The organism is Mesorhizobium sp. M2A.F.Ca.ET.046.03.2.1 (assembly GCF_003952425.1).
Lineage (GTDB): Bacteria > Pseudomonadota > Alphaproteobacteria > Rhizobiales > Rhizobiaceae > Mesorhizobium.
This window is the reverse complement of record NZ_CP034449.1, coordinates 101,610-119,779: the sequence shown is the minus strand read 5'-3', so window position 1 is coordinate 119,779 and position 18,170 is coordinate 101,610. Positions and strand designations below refer to the sequence as shown.

The window sequence follows — 18,170 nt, the reverse complement described above, 5'->3', positions numbered from 1 at the left end:
CCATGACCGTCCATGACCGCATCGTCGCCGAGCCCTTCTCGCTGCAGCGCCGCAACCCCAATGGCGGCACCAAGCCGCTGACCGCCTGGGGCTTCGCCAACGAGACCGATGTGCTGACTGACGTGCTGCTCGGCTCGCCGAACTTCCTGCGCCACCTGTCGACCAGCTCGCTATCCAGGAAACATCTGCGCGAGGCGCCCTGCAACATCCAGATCGCTCAGGCGCAGCATAAGGACCTCGTCGCAGCCTACGAGCATTTCGGCGTCAATATCCACTGGCACGAGCCGACGCCGGAACTGCCGATGCAGGTCTATTCGCGCGACTCCAGCGTCATGACGCCCTACGGCGCCTTCATCACCGCCATGGCCAACTGGTGGCGGCGCGGCGAGAACTACGCCGCCATCCGCACCTATGAGAAGCTCGGCATCCCGATCTACGACATGGTGACGGCCGGCACCTTCGAAGGTGGCGACTTCAACGTCATCGAGGAGGGCGTCGTGCTGATCGGCTGCGGCGGCGCCCGCACCCAGGAAGAAGGCGCCCGCCAGGTGAAGGAATGGTTCGACAAGGAAGGCTGGGAGACGCGTCTTGCCTTCATCGACGAATATTATGTCCACATCGATCTGATGGTGGTGCCGATCGCCGAAAAGCTCACCGCCGTCTGCCTCGCCTGCACCGAGCCCGGCATCGTCGACTGGCTGAAAGGCAAGGGCCATGAGATCATCGACGTGCCCTTCCAGGACACGATGGCGCTCGGCTGCAACTTCATGTCGCTCGGCAAGGACAGGGTGATCGCGCCCACGTCGAGCAAGACGCTGATTGGCCAGCTGAAGGCGCGCGGCATCGAGGTCGCGGCCGTCGACATGAGCGAGATCTCCAAGACCGGCGGCGGCATCCACTGCATGGCGCAGGCGCTGAAGCGCGTGCCGGCGTAACGGGCTTTCAAGGTCCGAAACCACCAAGGGGAATGCTTATCCCCTGGCTGTCGGGCCAGGGGATTTCTCTTTTGTTGGCCGGCCTGTCAGGAGACTTCGCCATATCCGTTCCGATCATCCCGGCCCTGCGCTAGGCTTCCGCCAGCCGAAACAGGATTGCCGCAAAGATGATCGTCCAGGCTTGCATCAACGGCGCCCGTCCCGCCGATTTCCATCCCGCATTGCCGCTCGATCCTGAGGCGATGGCGCGCGACGCTGCGGCCTCGATTGCTGCGGGTGCCGCCGAACTGCATGTCCATGCGCGTGGCGCCGACAGCCGAGAGAGCCTGGCGCCGGAGGCGATGGATAGGACGGTCGCGGCGCTCCGCAGAGCCTGTCCGGGCACGTTGATCGGCGTCTCCACCGGCGCCTGGATCGAGAAGGACGATCTTCGCACGCTGGTCGCCATCTCCGGCTGGCGCGAGCTGCCCGACTACGCGTCGGTCAATCTCAGCGAGGCGGCGGCGCCTGAAGTGATGGAGGCCCTGCGCGGCCGCGGCGTCGGCATCGAGGCCGGGCTGGCCTCGATCGGCGACGCGCTCAGGCTTGCCAGTCTCGACCATGGCGGGCGGGTGCTGCGCGTGCTGATCGAGATTTCCGAACAGGCGCTGGACGAGGCCTTTGCCGTCGCCAACGGCATCCAAAAGGTGCTGCAGCGCGAGGGTATCCGCCGCTCGATCCTGCTGCATGGCGAGAACGCGACCGTGTGGCCTTTTGTTCAGCGGGCGGCGCTGCGGAAATTCTCGACGCGGGTTGGGCTGGAGGACGGGAAGGAGTTGCCGGACGGCAGCGTGGCCGAAAGCAATGCGGCACTGGTAGCGGCGGCTGTGGGGATTTATCGCGGAGCGTGACCCGTTCCTCCCCCCACGAAGTGGGGAGAGGTGGCTCGGCGAAGCCGAGACGGAGAGGGGAGCGCCCTACGAAGGCCCCTCTCCGTCCGCTTCGCGGACACCTGTCCCCGCCTTTGGCGGGGCGAGGAAACGCCCTCACTGCATATCCGCGTCGGCCCTCAACTCCGCCCGCTTCTCGTCCGACACCACGGCAAGGTCCAGCACTTTCTGCAGGCCAGCCGCGTGGCGGAAGGTGGGCTCGGTCTGCGCGCCGCTCTTCACCGCTTCGACGAAGCGCTGGTAGTTGGTCGGCACGGAGCCTGCGTCGAGTTCCTCCCATTTGGCGTTCTCGACATTGGGGCCGATGCAAGCCTTCAGCATCGAGCCGTCGAGATTGTGCACGACCTCGAGGGCGCCCTTGTCGCCATGGATGCGCAGGCGCAATTCGTTGATATGGCCGGTGGCCCAGCGGCTGGCATGCACCACGCCGAAGGCGCCGTTGGAAAAATCGAGCGTCATGGCGAAGCTGTCATTGGCGTCGAACTGGTATTCGCCGATGCGGTTGCCCGGCGCCTTGTCGAAGGCCCGCAGCCGGCAGAAGACATGGTCGATGTCAAGCGCGGCGCCATAGCTGGCGAAATCGAGGATATGGATGCCGACGTCTCCCAGCACGCCGTTCGACCCGTGGCCGCGCGACAGCCGCCACAGCCATTTCGGATCCGTGCGCCAGTCGCCCCAGAATTTCGACACCAGCCAGCTCTGCAGATAGGACGCCTCGACATGGTGCACCGTGCCGATCTCGCCGGCCCGGACCATCTGGCGCGCCTTCTGCAGCGCGGCCACGTTGCGATAGGTGAGGTTGACCATGTTGACGATGCCGGCGGCCTCCGCGGCGTCGGCCATCTCGTTCGCCTTGCCGAAATTCTCGGCCAGCGGCTTCTCGCACAGCACCGGCTTGCCGGCGGCGACCAGCGCCATGGTGGTCGGATGATGGATGCGGTCGGGCGTGACATTGGCGACCGCGTCGAAGTCGCCCCAGTCGAGCGCCGCCTCAAGCGAGGTGAAGCGCTTCGGGATCTTGTAGGCGTCGGCGTACTCGCCGACGCGAGCCGCATCGACGTCAACCGCGCCGACGATGTCGACGCACTCGATGGCGCCGAAGCGGCGGGCATGTTCCTGCGCCATCCAGCCGGTTCCGAGTATCAAAAGCCGCATTTCTTGCTCCTCCGAGCGATTTGGTTCGATTCAATCATGCGAGGCGAATGTGGCCCAGGCGCTGTTTCCGCGCAATCCCGAGCAAAGAGGAAGCGCTTTAGCGGAAACCGGCCTCGCCATGCGCGTGCAGCTTGCCGCCGCGCTCCTCGATCGGCTCCAGCGCCCTCTCGACCGGCACGTTCGGCGCATCGAGGATGGCGGGCTTCGACCCTTGCGGGTTATGTGCCCACTTCACCGCGTTGCGCAGCACCTTTTGGACCGTCGCATCGTGGTAGGTCGGATAAGTCTCGTGCCCGGGCCGGAAGTAGAAGACATTGCCGGCGCCGCGCCGGTAGGTGAGGCCCGAGCGGAACACCTCGCCGCCCTGGAACCAGGAGATGAAGACGGTTTCCAGCGGCTCCGGCACGGCGAACTGCTCGCCATACATCTCCTCGTTCTCGAGTTCGAAGAACTCGCCCAGGCCTTCGGCAATCGGGTGGCTGGGGCTGGTCACCCAGAGCCGCTCGCGCTCGCCGGCCTCGCGCCATTTCAGCGTGCAGGGCGTGCCCATCAGCCGCTTGAAGATCTTGGAGAAATGGCCGGAATGCAGCACGATCAGGCCCATTCCTTCCCAGACGCGCTTTGCAACGCCCTCGACCACCTCGTCGGCGACGGCGCCATGGTCCTTGTGGCCCCACCAGACAAGCACGTCGGTCTCGGCGAGGCGGGATTCCGGCAGGCCGTGCTCCGGCTGCTCCAGCGTCGCGGTCGAGGCGGAGATCGCCTTGTCCGCATTCAGCGCCTTGGCGATGGTCGCATGCATGCCTTCCGGATAGATGGAGGCCACCACCTCATTGGTCCGCTCATGGATGTTCTCGCCCCAGACGACAGCGCGAATTGTCATGGATTGCCTCGTGAGTGATTGGGAGCCGCCCCGCGCCATAGATAGCGTCTTCGCCCGGTATTGGAAGCGGGTTCGTGACGTAGCCCCGCCTATGGCGTCTTCGCGCGCCCGCTTGGCAAGCACGCTTCGGCTTCCGGGCGCCGCGCAACACCATCGTGATCGGCAGGTTCGTCATGTCGGCGGCGCTGGTCGCCACCGCCATCTATTTGATCATGGAAATGGATCAGCCCTTTTCCGGCCCGATCCAGATCTCGCCAGCGCCGTCCCAAAAGGCGCTGGCGGAGTTGAAGCAGTAAGATCACTGCCGGCCCAACCACTCGATCAGCCACTTGGCTGCGGCTTCGGCGCCGTCGGCGCGGATCTCGCTGGCCACTTCTCCAGCGCGAATCCTGACCTTTGGCGCCAGCGCCACTTCCAACGCAGCCGACAACGACTCCACCGTAGGCATCGGGCCGTCATGCGCGGCGCCGATACCGAGCTCGGCCACGCGCTTGGCCCAGTAAGGCTGGTCGCCGATCTGCGGCGCGATCACCTGCGGCGCTCCCACCCGCGCGGCGGCGACCGTGGTGCCGGCGCCGCCGTGATGGATGACCGCGGCGACGCGGCCGAACAGCGCCTGCTGGTTGACCTCGCCCACTTCGAAGCAGTCGTCGCGATCATCGATGAGGCCGAGCCCGGCCCAGCCCTGTGCGAGGACCGCGCGAAGGCCCCTGGCGCGGATCGCTTCGATGGCCGCGCGGCCGGTTTCGCTGGCGACCGATATCGAGCCGAAGCCGACATAGACCGGCGGCGGGCCGGCATCGAGGAACGCGTCGAGCCGATCGGGGAGGGGCCGTTCGTCCGGCAGGATGAAGGCGCCGGTCTGCACGGCGTCGATCAGGTCCGAGGGCAGCCATGGCCCCAGCACCGGGTCGCAGGCGAGCAGGACGGGATTGCCGTAGACATAGTTCCGGACATTTTGCACCGGCGGCAATCCGAGCGATGCGCGCTGGCCGTTGACCGCCTCGCCGAAGAGCGCGTTCTTGGTCCGGATGTCTGTTTCCCACAGCAGCCGGTTGTCGGTCACGCCGGCCGGCAGCGGATATCCAGGATATTCGTGCGGCCGGTTGTGCTGCGACGGCAGCCAGATGGGGCAGAACGTGCCGAGCATGTAACGGATGCCGCGTTGTTCCGCGACCAGCCGCGCGGCGGCGTAGGATGGGAAAAGGCCGAACGCCACCACCGCGTCGCAGCCTTCGGCGGCCGCGCTCAGCGCCTCATATTGCCTGGCGGCGATCTCGGCCGCCTGGCCGGAGATGAGCCTCGCCCGGTCCTCGGGCGACGCCGATCGCGACCGGTTGACCATTTCCTTCGCCCATTCGCGCACCGGTGCGAAGGCCGGCGCAAAAGCCACGCCGGCGCGAGCGGCCAGCGCCGCAAACTCCGCGTCGCCCGGCGCGCTCACCCGGGCATCGACGCCATGCGCCTGCAAGGCCGCGCCCAGCGCCGCCAAAGGCTCGACGTCGCCGCGCGAGCCGTAAGTTGATAACAAGATCCGCATTCCGTGCTCCGTTTTCTTTTTTCGGAGCAGCGTTGATACGCCATGCCCGGGGGCTTGCCGCAAGCCCGGGCTGCGCCATATCTACATCCTGGGAAGGTCGTTATCGCTTCCCAGGTGAGATTGCCGTCACGGCGGCAAGCCCGACGGCATGGCGGCCCGAGCGCATTTTTGGCGCGAGGCCCTTCGGACCAGCAAGTGGGGACTGACAAATGCCGGCGACACGTTCGCCGGCAGCGGCATGCTTAACCCTCGCGGCCCTCCTGGGCGACCCGGGTGGGGGAGCTTGTCAGGCGCGGGACGACGACAAGGCGCTTGATCTTGCCGCTTTTGTAGGCGGCAAGGAAGCGGTGATAGTCCTTGAAGACGACGCAGCCATTGGATTCCGCACGGCCGCCGCGCAGCATGTAGGTGTGGGCAAGCAAGCCGTTGCGGCCGTATTTGTTGCTGCCGCTGGCCGGCGTGAGCCTGATCGCCTCTACGCCATGGAAGCGCGATTCACGCATCGACAGATTGTAGGTGTCCGGCGGCGTCGGGCCGACATTCTTGCGGTTGACGAAGCGCGGCTGGTCGACCATCGAGCCGTAGCCCGAATGCGCCTCCAGCTTCGAGCCGTCGGGCATGTAAACGGTCCTCGCCGAAATATCGTAGACGGCGACGCCATTGCCCGTCGAGGGGCCGTTGAACAGGCTGCGGAAGGCGCCACCAAGGTTGCCGCGCTCCGGCGTGTCCGGCTTGGCATAGGCGAGCATCTCCGACGCCTGCGCCTTGCGCTTGCCGGGCTTGGTGTCGGCCACTATCGGCTTCGAATTCGCCACGCCGGGCAGGGCCTGGTCGCCGCTTCTCGGTGAAACCGCCGTCGGCGCGCTTTGCGCGGTGTCGGCCGTGGTCGGCTGCGGCTTGGCCTTGGCGGCCTGCGGCTTCACGGCCTCCGGCTTCTGCGGCTTGGCCGCGTTCTGTTCGGGCGCTTCTGTGGCGCGCTCCAGCGAGGTGCGGGGGCGAAGGCCGGGCACGGCAATGGCATCGGGCAAATCGTCCTGCGGCGGCAGCGAGGCGATCTGATACGCGCCGTCCTGGCCATTGTCCGCATTGTTAGCAGCATCGGGGCCGGCGACATCGGGCGCGTCGCTGTTTTGCAGCGCGACGGCGGTCGGAACATCCGCCGTATCCTCGGGCGCGACGTTGGCAAGCGCCAGCGCCAGTTCGGAAGCGCCTGGGGTCTCGGCCGGCTGCAAACCGAAGCGCGCTTCGATCGGGGCGTCCGGCTGTGCGCCGCCGAAGCGGCTTGCCGAAGGCAGGCTGGCCAGCAGGAACGGCGCCTTCTCGGCACGGGCAAAGGCGTCGGCAAGCTTCTGCGGCGAAAGCGCCGCGCGCTTCACAACGCCATCGAAGCGGTCGGCGGCTCCGGCGGCCGAAGCCACCACCACGACCTTTTCATGCGCCACGCTGTCGGGCGACGGCAGCTTGAGCCGCGCCATTTTGCTGTCACCGCCATTATTCTTCAGTTTTTCAACCGCTTGGCCGCCCTGCCTGAAGCTTGTCGCGAGGCTGAAGCAGCCGGCATCGCAGCCGCTGGTGAGCGAGCCCGCCTTGTAGCCGCCATAGACGCCAAGATGCGGCGCCCAGGTATTGGCGATCTGCCGGCGCTGGTCGCCAAGCGCGATGGTGCGCATGCCCTGCGGCAATCCGTTGGAAGCGGCGGTCAGCGAGGTCCTCACCGAATAGAGCCCCGCCAAGGTGGCGGCGGACCATAAAGCGAGGGCGGCGCCGACAGCAGGCACCAGGACCCAACGATGACCAGACTTTTTCGAAGTTACCTCCCCATGAGGAGCGTCACCCCGGTTTTTCAAACGCAAAAACGCCATACGACCACTCTCAATCGGCATGCCGGTTTTCGCACCTGGCACCCGTCACGATCACAGTTCGCCGGTGCCCCCTGCACCTTCACGCGTCTGTTGCCGATTGATTCAAAAGATGGACAAAGATGGTTAACCAATCCCTCCACCAATCGCCGATTTGGCGACGGTTCACACGAAAAAAGAGCCCTCCATGGTTCTTCGCCACGGTAAAAATGCTCTCCCTCACCCGCTTTGCTGCCCGTTTTTCCGGCCCCTGTCAAGAAACCGTGAACAACGGAAACGACATCTTCAGCCGGCTAGAGGCCGATTGGGGTCAAAATGCGACTATTCGGCAAACCTCGAAACAGGCAGGCCGGAAATGTTGTGGACCAGCCGATCGGCCGGCGGCCCAGGATCGCTTTTTGCGCCATCCGGACAAAAACACTAAAAAAAGTCACCGCGGTCGGGGCAGCTTCCGCCCGCGAATATCCCTCTTGACCTTCCAGTTACTGGAACCCGTAGCGTTCGCAAAGGATCGTCCCCGCGGCGTCCTTCCCAATCGCGATCCAGGAGAAAAAGATGCTGACGGTCGATGTTTCCGAAACGCCGGCCGAGGCGATGCCGCCGCTGCCCGGACGACTGAGGCCGATCGCGCCGCTTGGGGCTCCCACCGTCAGCCGCCGCCTCTTCCTCACCGAGGCCATGACGATGAATGCCGCGAGCACGGGGATGGACTTCCTGATCAACGGCAAGGCGTTCGATATGGGGCGTGTCGACACCGTTGCCCAGGCCGGCGATACCGAGCTTTGGGAAATCGTCAACCCGGCCGACATGGATCATCCGTTCCATATCCACGGCACGCAGTTCCAGGTTGTCGAGCACGAACGCGACGGCACGATCGCCAAACCGCCCTATCTGGCGTGGAAGGACACGGTCAACGTGGCGCGCGGCGAGACGGCTCACGCGCCAGGAGCGGCCGGGCGCGCGCATGTACCACTGCCACATCCGGGAGCATGAGCAGCTCGGCATGATGGGCATCATCGACGTTAAGGCATGAGGTCTCGCATCATTCTGAGGGCGGTTTTGCTGGCGCTCGCCGGCCCGTCGCTGGCCGCGGGGCCCGGCGACACCATCGTGGCCGCTCGCCAGGCCTCGATGAAGGAGATGGCGGCCGCCGCCAGGGCGATCGCCGAAATGTTCGACGGCAAGCGCGCCTATGAACCAGCGGCTTTCAAGGCGGCGGCGGACACGCTGAGCGCCCGCGCCGGCGGCCTGACCGGGGAATTCCCGCAGGGCACGCTTGGCGCGCCATCGGCCGCCAGACCGGAGATCGACCAGGCCCGGCCGGAGTTCGAGGCGCTCGCCCGCCATATCGGCCGGCTCGCCGACGCGCTCGCGATCAAGGCGGGGAACGCGCCGCCGGGTATCACCGCCGACATGCGGATGACCGGCCCGCCGATGGATGGCGGCAGCCTGCTCGGCAAGCGCCCGGGCGCGGCTGAAGCCGATCCGGCCAGGATGCCGGCGGAACATCTCCTGCACCTCATCCTGCAGGACTGCACGAGCTGCCATTCGAAGTTCCGGCAAAAGCAACAGTAAACGCGGTCACCGACACGCGCTTTTCCGCACAATCAAATCAGTTTGTGCTAATATGCTGAGGCCATGCTCATCCGTGCATGACAGGTTTAGGGAGGATGCGATGAAGACGATGAATCGCAGGTCTGCAATCGCGCTCGGCGTGTCGGCCGCAACGGTTGCTCCCCTGTTCGCAACGGCAACATTTGCGAAAACCAAGAAGTACGGTGCGAACGAAGGCAAGGAGATTGCGCCGGGCGTCAGAGTGGTCGAGGTCGGCACCGGCAACTCCGACATTCCCGCCTATAAGAGCATCTCGATTGTTGACGTGGTGTTTCAGCCCGGAGCGCACGCTCCTCAAAGTGTGATGGATAACGACATGGTATGCACCATTACTTCCGGCGCATTCACCATCAAGAAGGCGGACAAGGAGTTCAAGCTCAAGGTCGGTGACATGTACACCTGCTCCAAAGGCAAGACCGACGAGGCGACGAATACCAGCAAGGAAGTCGGCGTGCATCGCATCGCCGTCCTTGTGCCCGCGTAAAGGATAGAGCGACCCAGCTCTTTGATAGAGCCCCCGAACTTCAACGGAAGGCCTTGGCGATTTGCCAAGGCCGGCCCGCAGGGACATATCGCGGCCGCCCTGGCCGTGCGGCTTTGCTATGGCGAGAATTCACGGCTGGATGCCTGCGCCATGAGTTCTTTAGGCTAGAGGCCGAGGGTCGCGGCCGCCACCGGCAGGTACCGGCCGGTCTTGGCAACGGTGACGATGGCGATAAAGCTCCATAGGGGCTCGCGCAGCACGCCGGCCATCACCGTCAGCGGATCGCCGATAAATGGAGCCCAGCTCAGCAGCAGGCTCCATCGTCCGTAACGGTGATAGCGCGCCGCCGCGCGGTCGAGCGCGGCAGGCTTTGCCGGAAACCATTTGCGGTCGCCGAAGCGATCGATGCCGCGGCCCAGCAGCCAGTTGACCACCGAACCAAGCACGTTGCCGATCGTCGCGACCAGAACCAGCGCGGCCGGCGAATGGGTCCCGGCCAGGAGAAAGCCGACCAGCGCTGCTTCCGATTGCAGCGGCAGGATGGTCGCGGCGGCGAAGGCGGTCAGGAAAAGTCCGCCGAAAGCGGCAAGGTCACCAAGCATTGCCGTCCGTCAGTTCGCCTCTCGCCATTTCGGATCCTGACTATCGACGGCTTGGGTCATGGCGACCGTCGCCCAGCTCCCGGCGCGTATCACGAAAGTGACGCGCTCGCTCCCCTATATGCTAGGCTTATGTCGTCAAAACAGGGTCATCGTTATGGATGCCAGCGAATTGCAGGCCATAGGCGACACGCTGATGCGCCTCGTCACCCCCGATATGAAGCCGAAAGACCTGCTCAAGGCGGTGCGCAAGGAGCATCCCGACGCCAGGAAGAAGGACATCGCCCGCGCCGCCTTCCATGCCATCATCGCCAATGCCGACCAGGATCCCGGCAAATCGCGCAACCTCCAGGCTTTCGCGCTTGCCGAGCGCACCCAGCAATCGGAATAAATTGCCGCGAATTGTAGCATTGGGCTTGCTGGAAACTTAATAAGCGACTTCTAATTTATGGCTCCGCCGGCAACTGGCCCCAACCGGTACTAAGCCCATGACCAAAAACCTCGGCAATGCCAAACCCAGCGCTCCAGCCAAGGAGATAAGCGCCTCGCTGTTCAGCAGGGCGGCGCCGGCGCTGTTTCCGCTGGTGGTCGCGGCGCTCGGCTATCTTTTCGGCCAGCATTATTTCGGCTTTTGACGCGCGGCCGGCTTCAGGTGGTTTACAGCCTGATTGTGATTGGTCCGTCTCGGCCCCTGCGCTTGCAGCTTTGGTCCTAGGGCCTAGGTCGTTCTTGCCCTCGCATGGGCGCGAGCGCATCCTTTCCTGCAGCCGGCGGCCTCGCAAACTCCGGTCAGGCCCGGCCGCCGAACCCAGTATCACCCCCAAGGCAGCCGGGCCGCCCATCGCTCCCCACCACTCCGTGAGTTATTGTAGTCTTTGCTCGACGGGGCGACGTAGGCGCCATAGTCGTTTTTATCCGTCAGATTTCAAAAATCTACTGAGTATCGGCGAGTGCCTTCGCACTAAATGTCGATCAGCTCCGCTTTCGACAACTTAAGGCGCTCTAGAGCACTTCCTGTGATCGATGAATCGATTGTGATGTGACGGCTGCGTTTTGTGCTGATTCAACGTCCACCTCGATGGAGGTTGACGATGGGAAAAGCATTGAGCATGGATCTTCGGTCGCGGGTCTTGAAGGCTTCGGACGAGGGCATGTCGGCGCGGCAAGCGGCGGCGCGGTTCGGCGTGGGAGTGTCCAGCGCGATCCGCTGGATTGCGCGGGCGAAGATCGGCGAACTGGCGCCCCGCCCGCAGGGCCGCCGCCGCGCCTCCAGCCTCGATGCGCATGAACCCTTCATCGTCAGGCTGATCGAGGAGCGCAAGGACATCACGCTGAACGAGATGGTGGAGCGGCTCGTCGCCGAGCAGTCGGTGCGCATCAGCCGCAGCGCCTTGAGCGCCTGGCTTCGCCGCCACGGCTGGACATTCAAAAAAAGTCCGCGCACGCACTGGAGCAGGATCGCCCCGACATCCTGAACCGGCGCCGGGACTGGTTCGACGGCCAGCTCGACCTCGATCCGGCGAAGCTCGTGTTCATCGATGAGACCGGCCTCTCCACAAAGATGGCCCGCCTGCGTGGAAGAGCGCCGCGCGGCGAGCGCTGCCGGGCCGGCGTGCCGCATGGCCACTGGAAGACCACGACCTTCACCGGAGCGCTGCGGCTGACGGGCATGACTGCGCCCTTCGTCTACGACGGCGCCATGAACGGCAACGTGTTCCTGGCCTATGTCGAACAGGTGCTGGTCCCGACATTGTCGGAGGGCGACGTAGTCGTCATGGACAACCTGCCCGCCCACAAGGCCGCCGGCGTGCGCGACGCGATTGAGGCCGCAGGCGCGAGCCTGCTCTACCTGCCGCCTTACAGTCCCGACTTCAATCCGATTGAGAACGCCTTCGCCAAACTCAAGGCGCTGCTGCGAGCAAAGGCCGAGAGGACCATCAACGCTTTGTGGGACGCGGTCGGTGCGGTCGTCGACCTCTTCACCCCAGCCGAATGTGCCAACTACTTCAAAGCCGCAGGATATGAACCGGATTAAACAGGACGCGCTCTAGATCGTATTGGGTCTAGGCACCAGATACTTGGGCCGAAGGCAGGAGCCGTATGATAACAAGCGAGCCAGACAGTGTGCGTGTGAAAACCGTCAATGGCCAATGGATCGTGCGCATCGTCGACGGTGGCAGGCTGACGCAGCAAGTGTTCGACATTCACGAGCAGGCCGAGAGCTTCGCCGAGGAGGAGCGGCTGCGATTGGGGCTCCCCGGGGAGCCACCGGCCGAGGAGCCGGCGGGGCCGCCGCGGAGCGGACAGGCTGGCTGAGATCGTCGACGCTCATGGCCAACTGTGAAAATGCGAGACAAATCGGCGGACGGCACGCGGGTGTTGCATTTGCCTTCGACGCACTGGCCACGCAACGCCGCTCGCTGACCCAAGCGTTTGAACACAGGTCGCCGGCGGAGCGCGGTGTTCCGACTCCGCTATCCCATATGTTGCGCCCTGAGCGTCTCCTTCATCCGCTCGAGCGCCGGCTCGCCGCCGGTCGCGAGGTCATCGGCGATTCGGGCAAGCTTGTCGTCGGCCTTGCGGTGTTTGCTGCCCCAGGCGCCTAGCGTCGCCAGCACCGGCAACAGGTCGATGCCGGCCTCTGTCAGCCGGTAGATCGCCTTCAGGCCATGGCTGGGGTCGTCGCTTCGCGTGAGGATGCCTTCGTCCTGCAGCGTCTGCAGCCGCTCGGCCAGCGTGCGCGACGAGATGCCTTCGTCGGACTGCAGGAATTCGCGAAAATGCCGTTTCCCGGCGAAAGCCAGGTCGCGGATGATGAGCAGTGTCCAGCGGTCGCCGAGCAATTCGAGCGAGAGGCTGATCGGGCAGCCAGACCGTCCCTTGGTCGCCATCAACATACTTCCATTTGTAAATCAATTTACTATTGACACCATTGCCGCTTTGCGTCAAACGGTTCCAAAAGTAAATCATTGGCGAGGAGAATGAGCATGAGGAAGCTGATCCTTCAGATGCAAATGTCGGTCGACGGCTTTGTCGGCTCCGATGAGGATCGTCGCTGGCAGCTTTGGGAATGGGGCGACGACAGCGACTGGGACGAGGAGTTGAAGCAGGATTTCAATGCCGTCTTCACGACCGTCGGCACCATCCTGTTGAGCCGCAAGATGGTGGAAGAGGGCTACCTTGCCCATTGGGGCAATGCGGCCAAGAAATATCCGAAGGATCGCTTCTATGCTTTCGCGCAGCGTATCGTCGAGGCTGAGAAGGTCGTCGCGAGCGACAAGCTTGCAGCGTCGCGCTGGGAACGGACATGGGTCGTAAGCGGCGACCTGCCGCGCGAGGTCGACGCGCTGAAGCAGGGCGAGGGCGGCGACATCGCCGTGTTCGGCGGCGCCGGCTTCGCCTCGGCGCTGATCGCCGCCGGCCTGGTCGACGAGTTCCAGCTCTTCATCAATCCGGCGGTGCTGGGGAAAGGCCGCCGCATCTTCGACAAAAGCGGGTTCGCCAGGCTGACGCTCCTCGGCTCGAAGTCCTATGCCTGCGGCATGGTGGTGAGCCGCTACGCGCTCGCGCAATGAGAAGCGGCAACCGAGCCCGCACCGCCTTGAATCAATCTCGCGGCGCGCCTTTCTGACTGGCCCCCAGCCTCAGTGCCCCGCCTGGTCGGCGTCGGTCAGCGTGCCGAGGAAGGCGACGATGTCGTCGATCTCGGCATCGGTCAGCGCCGGCTTGTCGCCGGGCTTTCTGCCGTTGAACGGCGGGTCGGTGTTGAGGTTCGGCCAGTAAGCTCTTGGCAGATCGTCGAATTTGTCGACCGTGCCGTCGGCATTCTTCGGGTACCAGCGCGCCGGATCGCTGTCGCGGCTGGAATAGAAGGCGACCGCGTCGCGCAGCGTGTGGAAATAACCATTGTGGAAGAAGCTTTTGCGCAAGGCCACGTTGCGCAGCGTCGGCGTCTCGAACAGGCCGCAATACTCGGCGCGGCCCTTGAAGTCGGTGCGCAGCGGGCCACACAGGCCGAGGTCGAAGTAATCAGGATCGGAATTGGCGGGGATCGCCGGATTGCGCGGCACGGCAATCGCGATCAGGCCGTAGTCGGTGAACTGCGGCGGCTCGCCGTCATTGGCGGGCTCGCTCAAATGGCAGCTCGCGCAATTGCCCTTCGCCTCGTCCTCGAACAGCATCCGGCCGCGCAATTCCTGCGCCGAGAGCTGCGCCTTGCCGGCGAGGAAGGCGTCATAGCGGCTGGAATAGGGATAGAAATCGGCGCTGCTCTGCTCGAAGGTGCCGAGCGCTTCCACCGCGGCATCAAAAGCGTCCTGCGGATGGTCGAAGACATCGGCGCCGAAGGCGGCCTTGAAGGCGTCGGCATAGGGCGCCTTGCGCAGGCTGGCGGCCACCTGGGCCTCGTCCTTGTTGCCCATCTCGAAGGGCGACAGCAGCGGGATTCTCGCCTGGTCCTTGCCGTGGTCGGCGCGGCCGTCCCAGGTCAGGCCGCCGGTCGGGCCGTTGTCGACGCTCTCGTCGCCTTCGTCCTCGGAGTCGTAGAAATGCTCGCTGAAGGCTGGCGCTGCCTGCAAATAGCGCAGCGACGGCACGGCGCGCACGCCGGGCTGGTCGAGCCTGGCTCCGCCCATCTCGACCGGCGAGGCCGAGGCCGGTCCGAAGGCGTGATTGGGATCGTGGCAGGACGAGCAGGCCTGCTTGCCGGAAGCAGAGAGCGAAAGGTCGAAGAACATCTGCCGTCCGAGCGCCGTCAGCGCGTCGACGCGGGCATAAGCTTCCCGGCGCGACATCGGGCCAGGATGGACGCCCAATGGCTCCGCGGTATTGGCGGGTGCGGTCAAGCCGACGATCGAAGCTGCCAGCAGGGCGATCGCGTGATTTTTCCGTCTCATCTGCGCGGCGACATCCCTGATTTCCTTCGCGACGTAAGGTTCAAGTGCAACGGATTGATGACTGGCCGTCCCGCTCACGAAACCGTGTTTGACGGGGACGGAACTGTCACAAAGGTGACAAGGCATCGAAGTAGCTGGGCATTGATGCATCTGCGTTCCTGCATTGCCGTCCTCCAGCCATTCCCCAGCCACGAGGCATCCTTCAATGACCCGGTCCCTTCTCTCCCTTTGCCTCGCCACCACGGCGCTGGCATCGCTCTCCGCCGCTGCCCACGCGGCTCCCCCCGGCTACGACAAGATCGACACCGTCGTCGTCATCTACGCCGAGAACCGCAGCTTCGATAACCTCTATGGCGGCTTCCCCGGTGCCAACGGCTTGGCGAATGTGTCGCCCGGCCAGGCGCGCCAGCTCGACCGTGACGGCAAGCTGCTTTCCGAGTTGCCGCCGGCCTGGGGCGGGCTGACCGGCAAGGGCGTCACGCCGGCGGTGACGGAAGCGCAGAGCGCGCATCTCGCCAACGCGACATTCGCCATCGACGATCCCAACGGCTTCAACGAGGGCACCAACGTCGTCACGCATGACCTCTGGCACCGCTTCTACCAGGAGCAGATGCAGATCGACGGCGGCAAGAACGACAAGTTCGTCGCCTGGGCCGATTCCGGCTCGCTGGTAATGGGCCATTACGACGGCTCCAACCTGCCGATGTGGGCGATCGCCAAGAAGTACGTTCTGGCCGACAATTTCTTCCAAGGCGCCTTCGGCGGCTCCTTCCTCAACCACTTCATGCTCGCCTGCGCCTGCGTGCCCTACTATCCGAATGCCGACACCAGCCCGGTGAAGGGCCAGATCGCCGTCGTCGAGCCGGATGGCGTGACGCTGAAGCCGGCCGACAATTCACCGGCCTCCGCACTCGGCGGCGTGCCGAAATTCGCCAATGACGGCGCAATCACTCCAGACTTTTATGCCGTCAACACCATGCAGCCGCCCTACCAGCCGAGCGCCAACAAGCCGGCCGAAGGCGGCGACAAGGCGCTCGCCGATCCGGCTGCGCCGACCACGCTGCCGCCGCAGCACGAGATCACCGTCGGCGATCTCCTGTCGCTGAAGGGCGTTTCCTGGGCGTGGTATTCAGGCGCCTGGCAGGTGGCGCTCGACGGCAAGAACGCGACGCCCGTGCCGAACTTCCAGTTCCATCACCAGCCCTACAACTATTTCGCGGCTTACGCGCCGGGCACAGCCGCGCGCGCCGAGCACATCAAGGATGGCGGCCTCGGCGGCGAAGAGTTCATCAAGGCGATCGACGACGGCAAGCTGCCGCAGGTCTCCTTCTACAAGCCGCAGGGCAACCTCAACGAACATGCCGGCTATGCCGACGTGACCTCGGGCGACCAGCATCTGGCCGACATCGTTTCGCATCTGGAGAAGAGCCCGCGATGGGCGCATATGCTGGTGGTCGTCACCTATGACGAGAATGGCGGCTTCTGGGATCACGTCGCGCCGCCCAAGGCCGACCGCTGGGGCCCGGGCAACCGCGTCCCGGCCTTCATCATCTCGCCCTATGCGAAGATGGGCATGGTCGACCACACGCAGTACGACACCACCTCGATCCTGCGCTTCATCACCAACCGCTACGAGCTGCCGGTGCTGCAAGGCATCGTCGCCCGCGACAAGGCGCTGCGCAACGACGACCAGCCGCCGATGGGCGATCTGACGGCGGCGCTGGATCTGACGAAGTAGCGTTTTCCTCGCCCCGCCAAAGGCGGGGAGAGGTGTCCGCGAAGCGGACGGAGAGGGGGCCTTCGTAGGGCGCCCACGCTGCCTTTTAGGCGCCGGCGCCGCCCCTCATCCGCCCTTCGGGCACCTTCTCCCCATGAACGGGGAGAAGGCGAGGACGCGACGCCCGCGAAAAGTGTCCAGCGGATAGATGGGTAACACTTTGAACCGGATACATAGGTAACAGTTTTCTCTCCCTATGATGCGGTCGCCGCAGCGCCAAGCGGTCGGCTTGGCGCGGCGCTGCGGCGAACCAGTTTCATGTGCTTCTCATCGATGAAGCCGAGCGGATGGGTGTGGAAGCGCATCGTCCACTCGCCATCCTCGGTCTCTTCAATGGCAATCGGTTCGCCGGCCAACGTGGCCGAGACATAGATCTCGGTGCCCCGCCATTTGACCGCGCCGTTCTGGCGCACGCCGCGCACCGCTGCCTCGGTCGGATAATCGGGTTCAGGGGCTGTCTTCGGCATCGGTCGGGTCGAGGGGCGGTAATGCTGTGCCGGGGTGTCCATGCCCAGCGCCTCGTGCGGACGCTCCTCATTGTAGCTGCGCCGGAAGTTCTCGAAGGCCCTGGCTTGAGCCGCTTTGTCAGCCTTCGGTGCATCGGCCATCGGCAGCATGGTCAGATGGAAACGCTCATGGCGCCCGTTCTGCTGCGGCTTGCCTGGCTGGATGCGCTCCAGGGCGATGCCGAGCTTAATGAAGCGCACTGCCAGCGGCGTCAGCCCTGTGACGCCGGCCGACGCAAAGGGTGGGCCATTGTCGCTTCGAATGCGATCCGGCAGACCGTTTTCCTCAAACAATCGCTCAAACACCGGCCACGCCTCCTCGTCGGCCGTCGAGCCCGTCGCCTCGAGCCCCAGCAGGTAGCGGCTCAATGCATCCATCACCGTCAATGGCTCGCAGCGCCAGCCGTCACGGGTCCGGAACCAGCCCTTGTGGTCTACCGTCCACACCGCATTCGGCGCCGCAGGCTCCGGCCATGGCCCATTGCCCACAGCCCGCCAGCGCCGGCGCCGGCGTCCCACAAGACCATGCCGCTTCAGGATCTCGCCAGCTGTCGAGACTGCCGGCCAGCCACAACTGGGCTCCGCCCGCTTCAGCCGCGCCATGATCTTCTTCGGCCCCCACAGCGGATGCGCTTCCTTCTCCGCCACGATCCGCTCCACCAGCTCGGCTGCCGTTGCTCGGCCGTGATCGAGCGGCGCCCGCGGCCGGTCGTGCAGGCCTTCCGGCCCGGTCTCCCGGTAACGCCCAAGCCATTTGTAGCCGGTCTTGCGTGAGATCTCGAAGGCCGCGCAAAGCTGCGTCATCGTCTCCTCGCCAGCTAGGCATTCAACAACAAAACGAAGCCGCTCATCCATGATGCCAGTCTCTCGCCAAACCATCGCCGGTCCTCCCGGCTGGCAAGAAAACTGTCACCCATCTAATCGGTCCATTCTGTTACCTATCTATCCGGTTCGGACACCAGCCCCTTCTCCCCGTCACTATACGGGGAGAAGA

The 18,170-nt window shown here is 64.7% G+C and carries 20 protein-coding genes; 12 read left to right on the top strand and 8 right to left on the bottom strand.

Going from position 1 to position 18,170, the window contains the following annotated elements:
• Positions 1-2 precede the first annotated feature (2 nt).
• Together EJ072_RS00675 and EJ072_RS00670 are read left to right on the top strand one after the other, a co-directional pair.
• Complete coding sequence (locus tag EJ072_RS00675; RefSeq protein WP_126078143.1) at positions 3-935, top strand: dimethylarginine dimethylaminohydrolase family protein; 933 nt, start codon at positions 3-5, stop codon at positions 933-935.
• Between the two features lie 167 nt (positions 936-1,102).
• Positions 1,103-1,825: a 3-keto-5-aminohexanoate cleavage protein gene (locus tag EJ072_RS00670; RefSeq protein ID WP_126078142.1), complete on the top strand. Its 723-nt coding sequence runs from the start codon at positions 1,103-1,105 to the stop codon at positions 1,823-1,825.
• A gap of 135 nt (positions 1,826-1,960) precedes the next feature.
• Here EJ072_RS00670 and EJ072_RS00665 read toward each other — a convergent pair whose 3' ends face one another.
• Together EJ072_RS00665 and EJ072_RS00660 are read right to left on the bottom strand one after the other, a co-directional pair.
• The gene (locus EJ072_RS00665) at positions 1,961-3,019 is read right to left on the bottom strand and encodes a Gfo/Idh/MocA family oxidoreductase (RefSeq protein WP_126078141.1); all 1,059 of its coding nucleotides are present in this window, start codon (positions 3,017-3,019) and stop codon (positions 1,961-1,963) included.
• 97 nt (positions 3,020-3,116) lie between these two features.
• Positions 3,117-3,902 carry a ThuA domain-containing protein gene (locus tag EJ072_RS00660; RefSeq protein ID WP_126078140.1) on the bottom strand — a complete coding sequence of 262 codons (786 nt, stop codon included), beginning with the start codon at positions 3,900-3,902 and terminating at the stop codon, positions 3,117-3,119.
• Between the two features lie 155 nt (positions 3,903-4,057).
• Between EJ072_RS00660 and EJ072_RS00655 the strand changes: the two genes are divergently transcribed.
• Entirely contained in the window at positions 4,058-4,198 is a 141-nt protein-coding gene (locus EJ072_RS00655) for a hypothetical protein (RefSeq protein WP_189343182.1), read from the top strand.
• A 2-nt stretch (positions 4,199-4,200) separates the two neighbouring features.
• Here the strand turns inward: EJ072_RS00655 and EJ072_RS00650 are convergent, their stop codons facing one another.
• Both EJ072_RS00650 and EJ072_RS00645 read right to left on the bottom strand, forming a co-directional pair.
• Complete coding sequence (locus EJ072_RS00650; RefSeq protein ID WP_126078139.1) at positions 4,201-5,442, bottom strand: glycosyltransferase; 1,242 nt, start codon at positions 5,440-5,442, stop codon at positions 4,201-4,203.
• Positions 5,443-5,684: 242 nt separating this feature from the next.
• Positions 5,685-7,220: a tlde1 domain-containing protein gene (locus EJ072_RS00645; protein ID WP_245467145.1), complete on the bottom strand. Its 1,536-nt coding sequence runs from the start codon at positions 7,218-7,220 to the stop codon at positions 5,685-5,687.
• A 636-nt stretch (positions 7,221-7,856) separates the two neighbouring features.
• Between EJ072_RS00645 and EJ072_RS37455 the strand changes: the two genes are divergently transcribed.
• The 3 genes from EJ072_RS37455 (at position 7,857) to EJ072_RS00630 (ending at position 9,399) form a co-directional block, all read left to right on the top strand.
• A complete protein-coding gene (locus EJ072_RS37455; RefSeq protein ID WP_292281143.1) occupies positions 7,857-8,294 on the top strand; it encodes a multicopper oxidase domain-containing protein in 438 nt (145 codons plus the stop codon).
• Positions 8,295-8,330: 36 nt separating this feature from the next.
• Complete coding sequence (locus tag EJ072_RS00635) at positions 8,331-8,876, top strand: cytochrome c (RefSeq protein ID WP_126078137.1); 546 nt, start codon at positions 8,331-8,333, stop codon at positions 8,874-8,876.
• A 100-nt stretch (positions 8,877-8,976) separates the two neighbouring features.
• On the top strand, positions 8,977-9,399 hold the full coding sequence (locus tag EJ072_RS00630) for a hypothetical protein (protein WP_126078136.1): 423 nt from the start codon (positions 8,977-8,979) through the stop codon (positions 9,397-9,399).
• Positions 9,400-9,563: 164 nt separating this feature from the next.
• Here the strand turns inward: EJ072_RS00630 and EJ072_RS00625 are convergent, their stop codons facing one another.
• Positions 9,564-10,001, bottom strand: coding sequence for a YqaA family protein (locus EJ072_RS00625; protein WP_126078135.1), 438 nt, complete (start codon positions 9,999-10,001; stop codon positions 9,564-9,566).
• 154 nt (positions 10,002-10,155) lie between these two features.
• On the opposite strand from EJ072_RS00625, the gene EJ072_RS00620 reads away from it, so the two are divergent.
• The 4 genes from EJ072_RS00620 to EJ072_RS00610 all read left to right on the top strand — a co-directional run bounded on the left by EJ072_RS00620 (position 10,156) and on the right by EJ072_RS00610 (position 12,314).
• Positions 10,156-10,389: a hypothetical protein gene (locus EJ072_RS00620; RefSeq protein WP_126078134.1), complete on the top strand. Its 234-nt coding sequence runs from the start codon at positions 10,156-10,158 to the stop codon at positions 10,387-10,389.
• A gap of 97 nt (positions 10,390-10,486) precedes the next feature.
• Positions 10,487-10,633 (top strand): hypothetical protein, encoded by a 147-nt coding sequence (locus EJ072_RS35770; protein WP_189342223.1) that lies wholly within the window; start codon positions 10,487-10,489, stop codon positions 10,631-10,633.
• A 456-nt stretch (positions 10,634-11,089) separates the two neighbouring features.
• Positions 11,090-12,033 (top strand): IS630 family transposase gene (locus EJ072_RS00615; protein WP_189510039.1). Its coding sequence is split into 2 segments (ribosomal slippage): positions 11,090-11,426 and positions 11,426-12,033, totalling 945 coding nucleotides; the frame shifts between segments, so codons are not numbered across the junction.
• Positions 12,034-12,128: 95 nt separating this feature from the next.
• Positions 12,129-12,314, top strand: coding sequence for a hypothetical protein (locus tag EJ072_RS00610; protein ID WP_245467142.1), 186 nt, complete (start codon positions 12,129-12,131; stop codon positions 12,312-12,314).
• 158 nt (positions 12,315-12,472) lie between these two features.
• On the opposite strand, the gene EJ072_RS00605 is transcribed toward EJ072_RS00610, so the two are convergent.
• Positions 12,473-12,889 carry a helix-turn-helix domain-containing protein gene (locus EJ072_RS00605; protein WP_126078132.1) on the bottom strand — a complete coding sequence of 139 codons (417 nt, stop codon included), beginning with the start codon at positions 12,887-12,889 and terminating at the stop codon, positions 12,473-12,475.
• Positions 12,890-12,985: 96 nt separating this feature from the next.
• Here EJ072_RS00605 and EJ072_RS00600 point away from each other — a divergent pair, with 96 nt between their 5' ends.
• The gene (locus EJ072_RS00600; RefSeq protein ID WP_126078131.1) at positions 12,986-13,573 is read left to right on the top strand and encodes a dihydrofolate reductase family protein; all 588 of its coding nucleotides are present in this window, start codon (positions 12,986-12,988) and stop codon (positions 13,571-13,573) included.
• A gap of 69 nt (positions 13,574-13,642) precedes the next feature.
• Here EJ072_RS00600 and EJ072_RS00595 read toward each other — a convergent pair whose 3' ends face one another.
• Positions 13,643-14,893, bottom strand: coding sequence for a cytochrome-c peroxidase (locus EJ072_RS00595; protein ID WP_126078130.1), 1,251 nt, complete (start codon positions 14,891-14,893; stop codon positions 13,643-13,645).
• 205 nt (positions 14,894-15,098) lie between these two features.
• Here EJ072_RS00595 and EJ072_RS00590 point away from each other — a divergent pair, with 205 nt between their 5' ends.
• Positions 15,099-16,631, top strand: a complete 1,533-nt coding sequence (locus EJ072_RS00590; RefSeq protein ID WP_126078129.1) for an acid phosphatase — start codon at positions 15,099-15,101, stop codon at positions 16,629-16,631.
• A gap of 233 nt (positions 16,632-16,864) precedes the next feature.
• Here EJ072_RS00590 and EJ072_RS00585 read toward each other — a convergent pair whose 3' ends face one another.
• Positions 16,865-18,055 carry an integrase core domain-containing protein gene (locus EJ072_RS00585; RefSeq protein WP_126078128.1) on the bottom strand — a complete coding sequence of 397 codons (1,191 nt, stop codon included), beginning with the start codon at positions 18,053-18,055 and terminating at the stop codon, positions 16,865-16,867.
• Between the last annotated feature and the right edge of the window lie 115 nt (positions 18,056-18,170).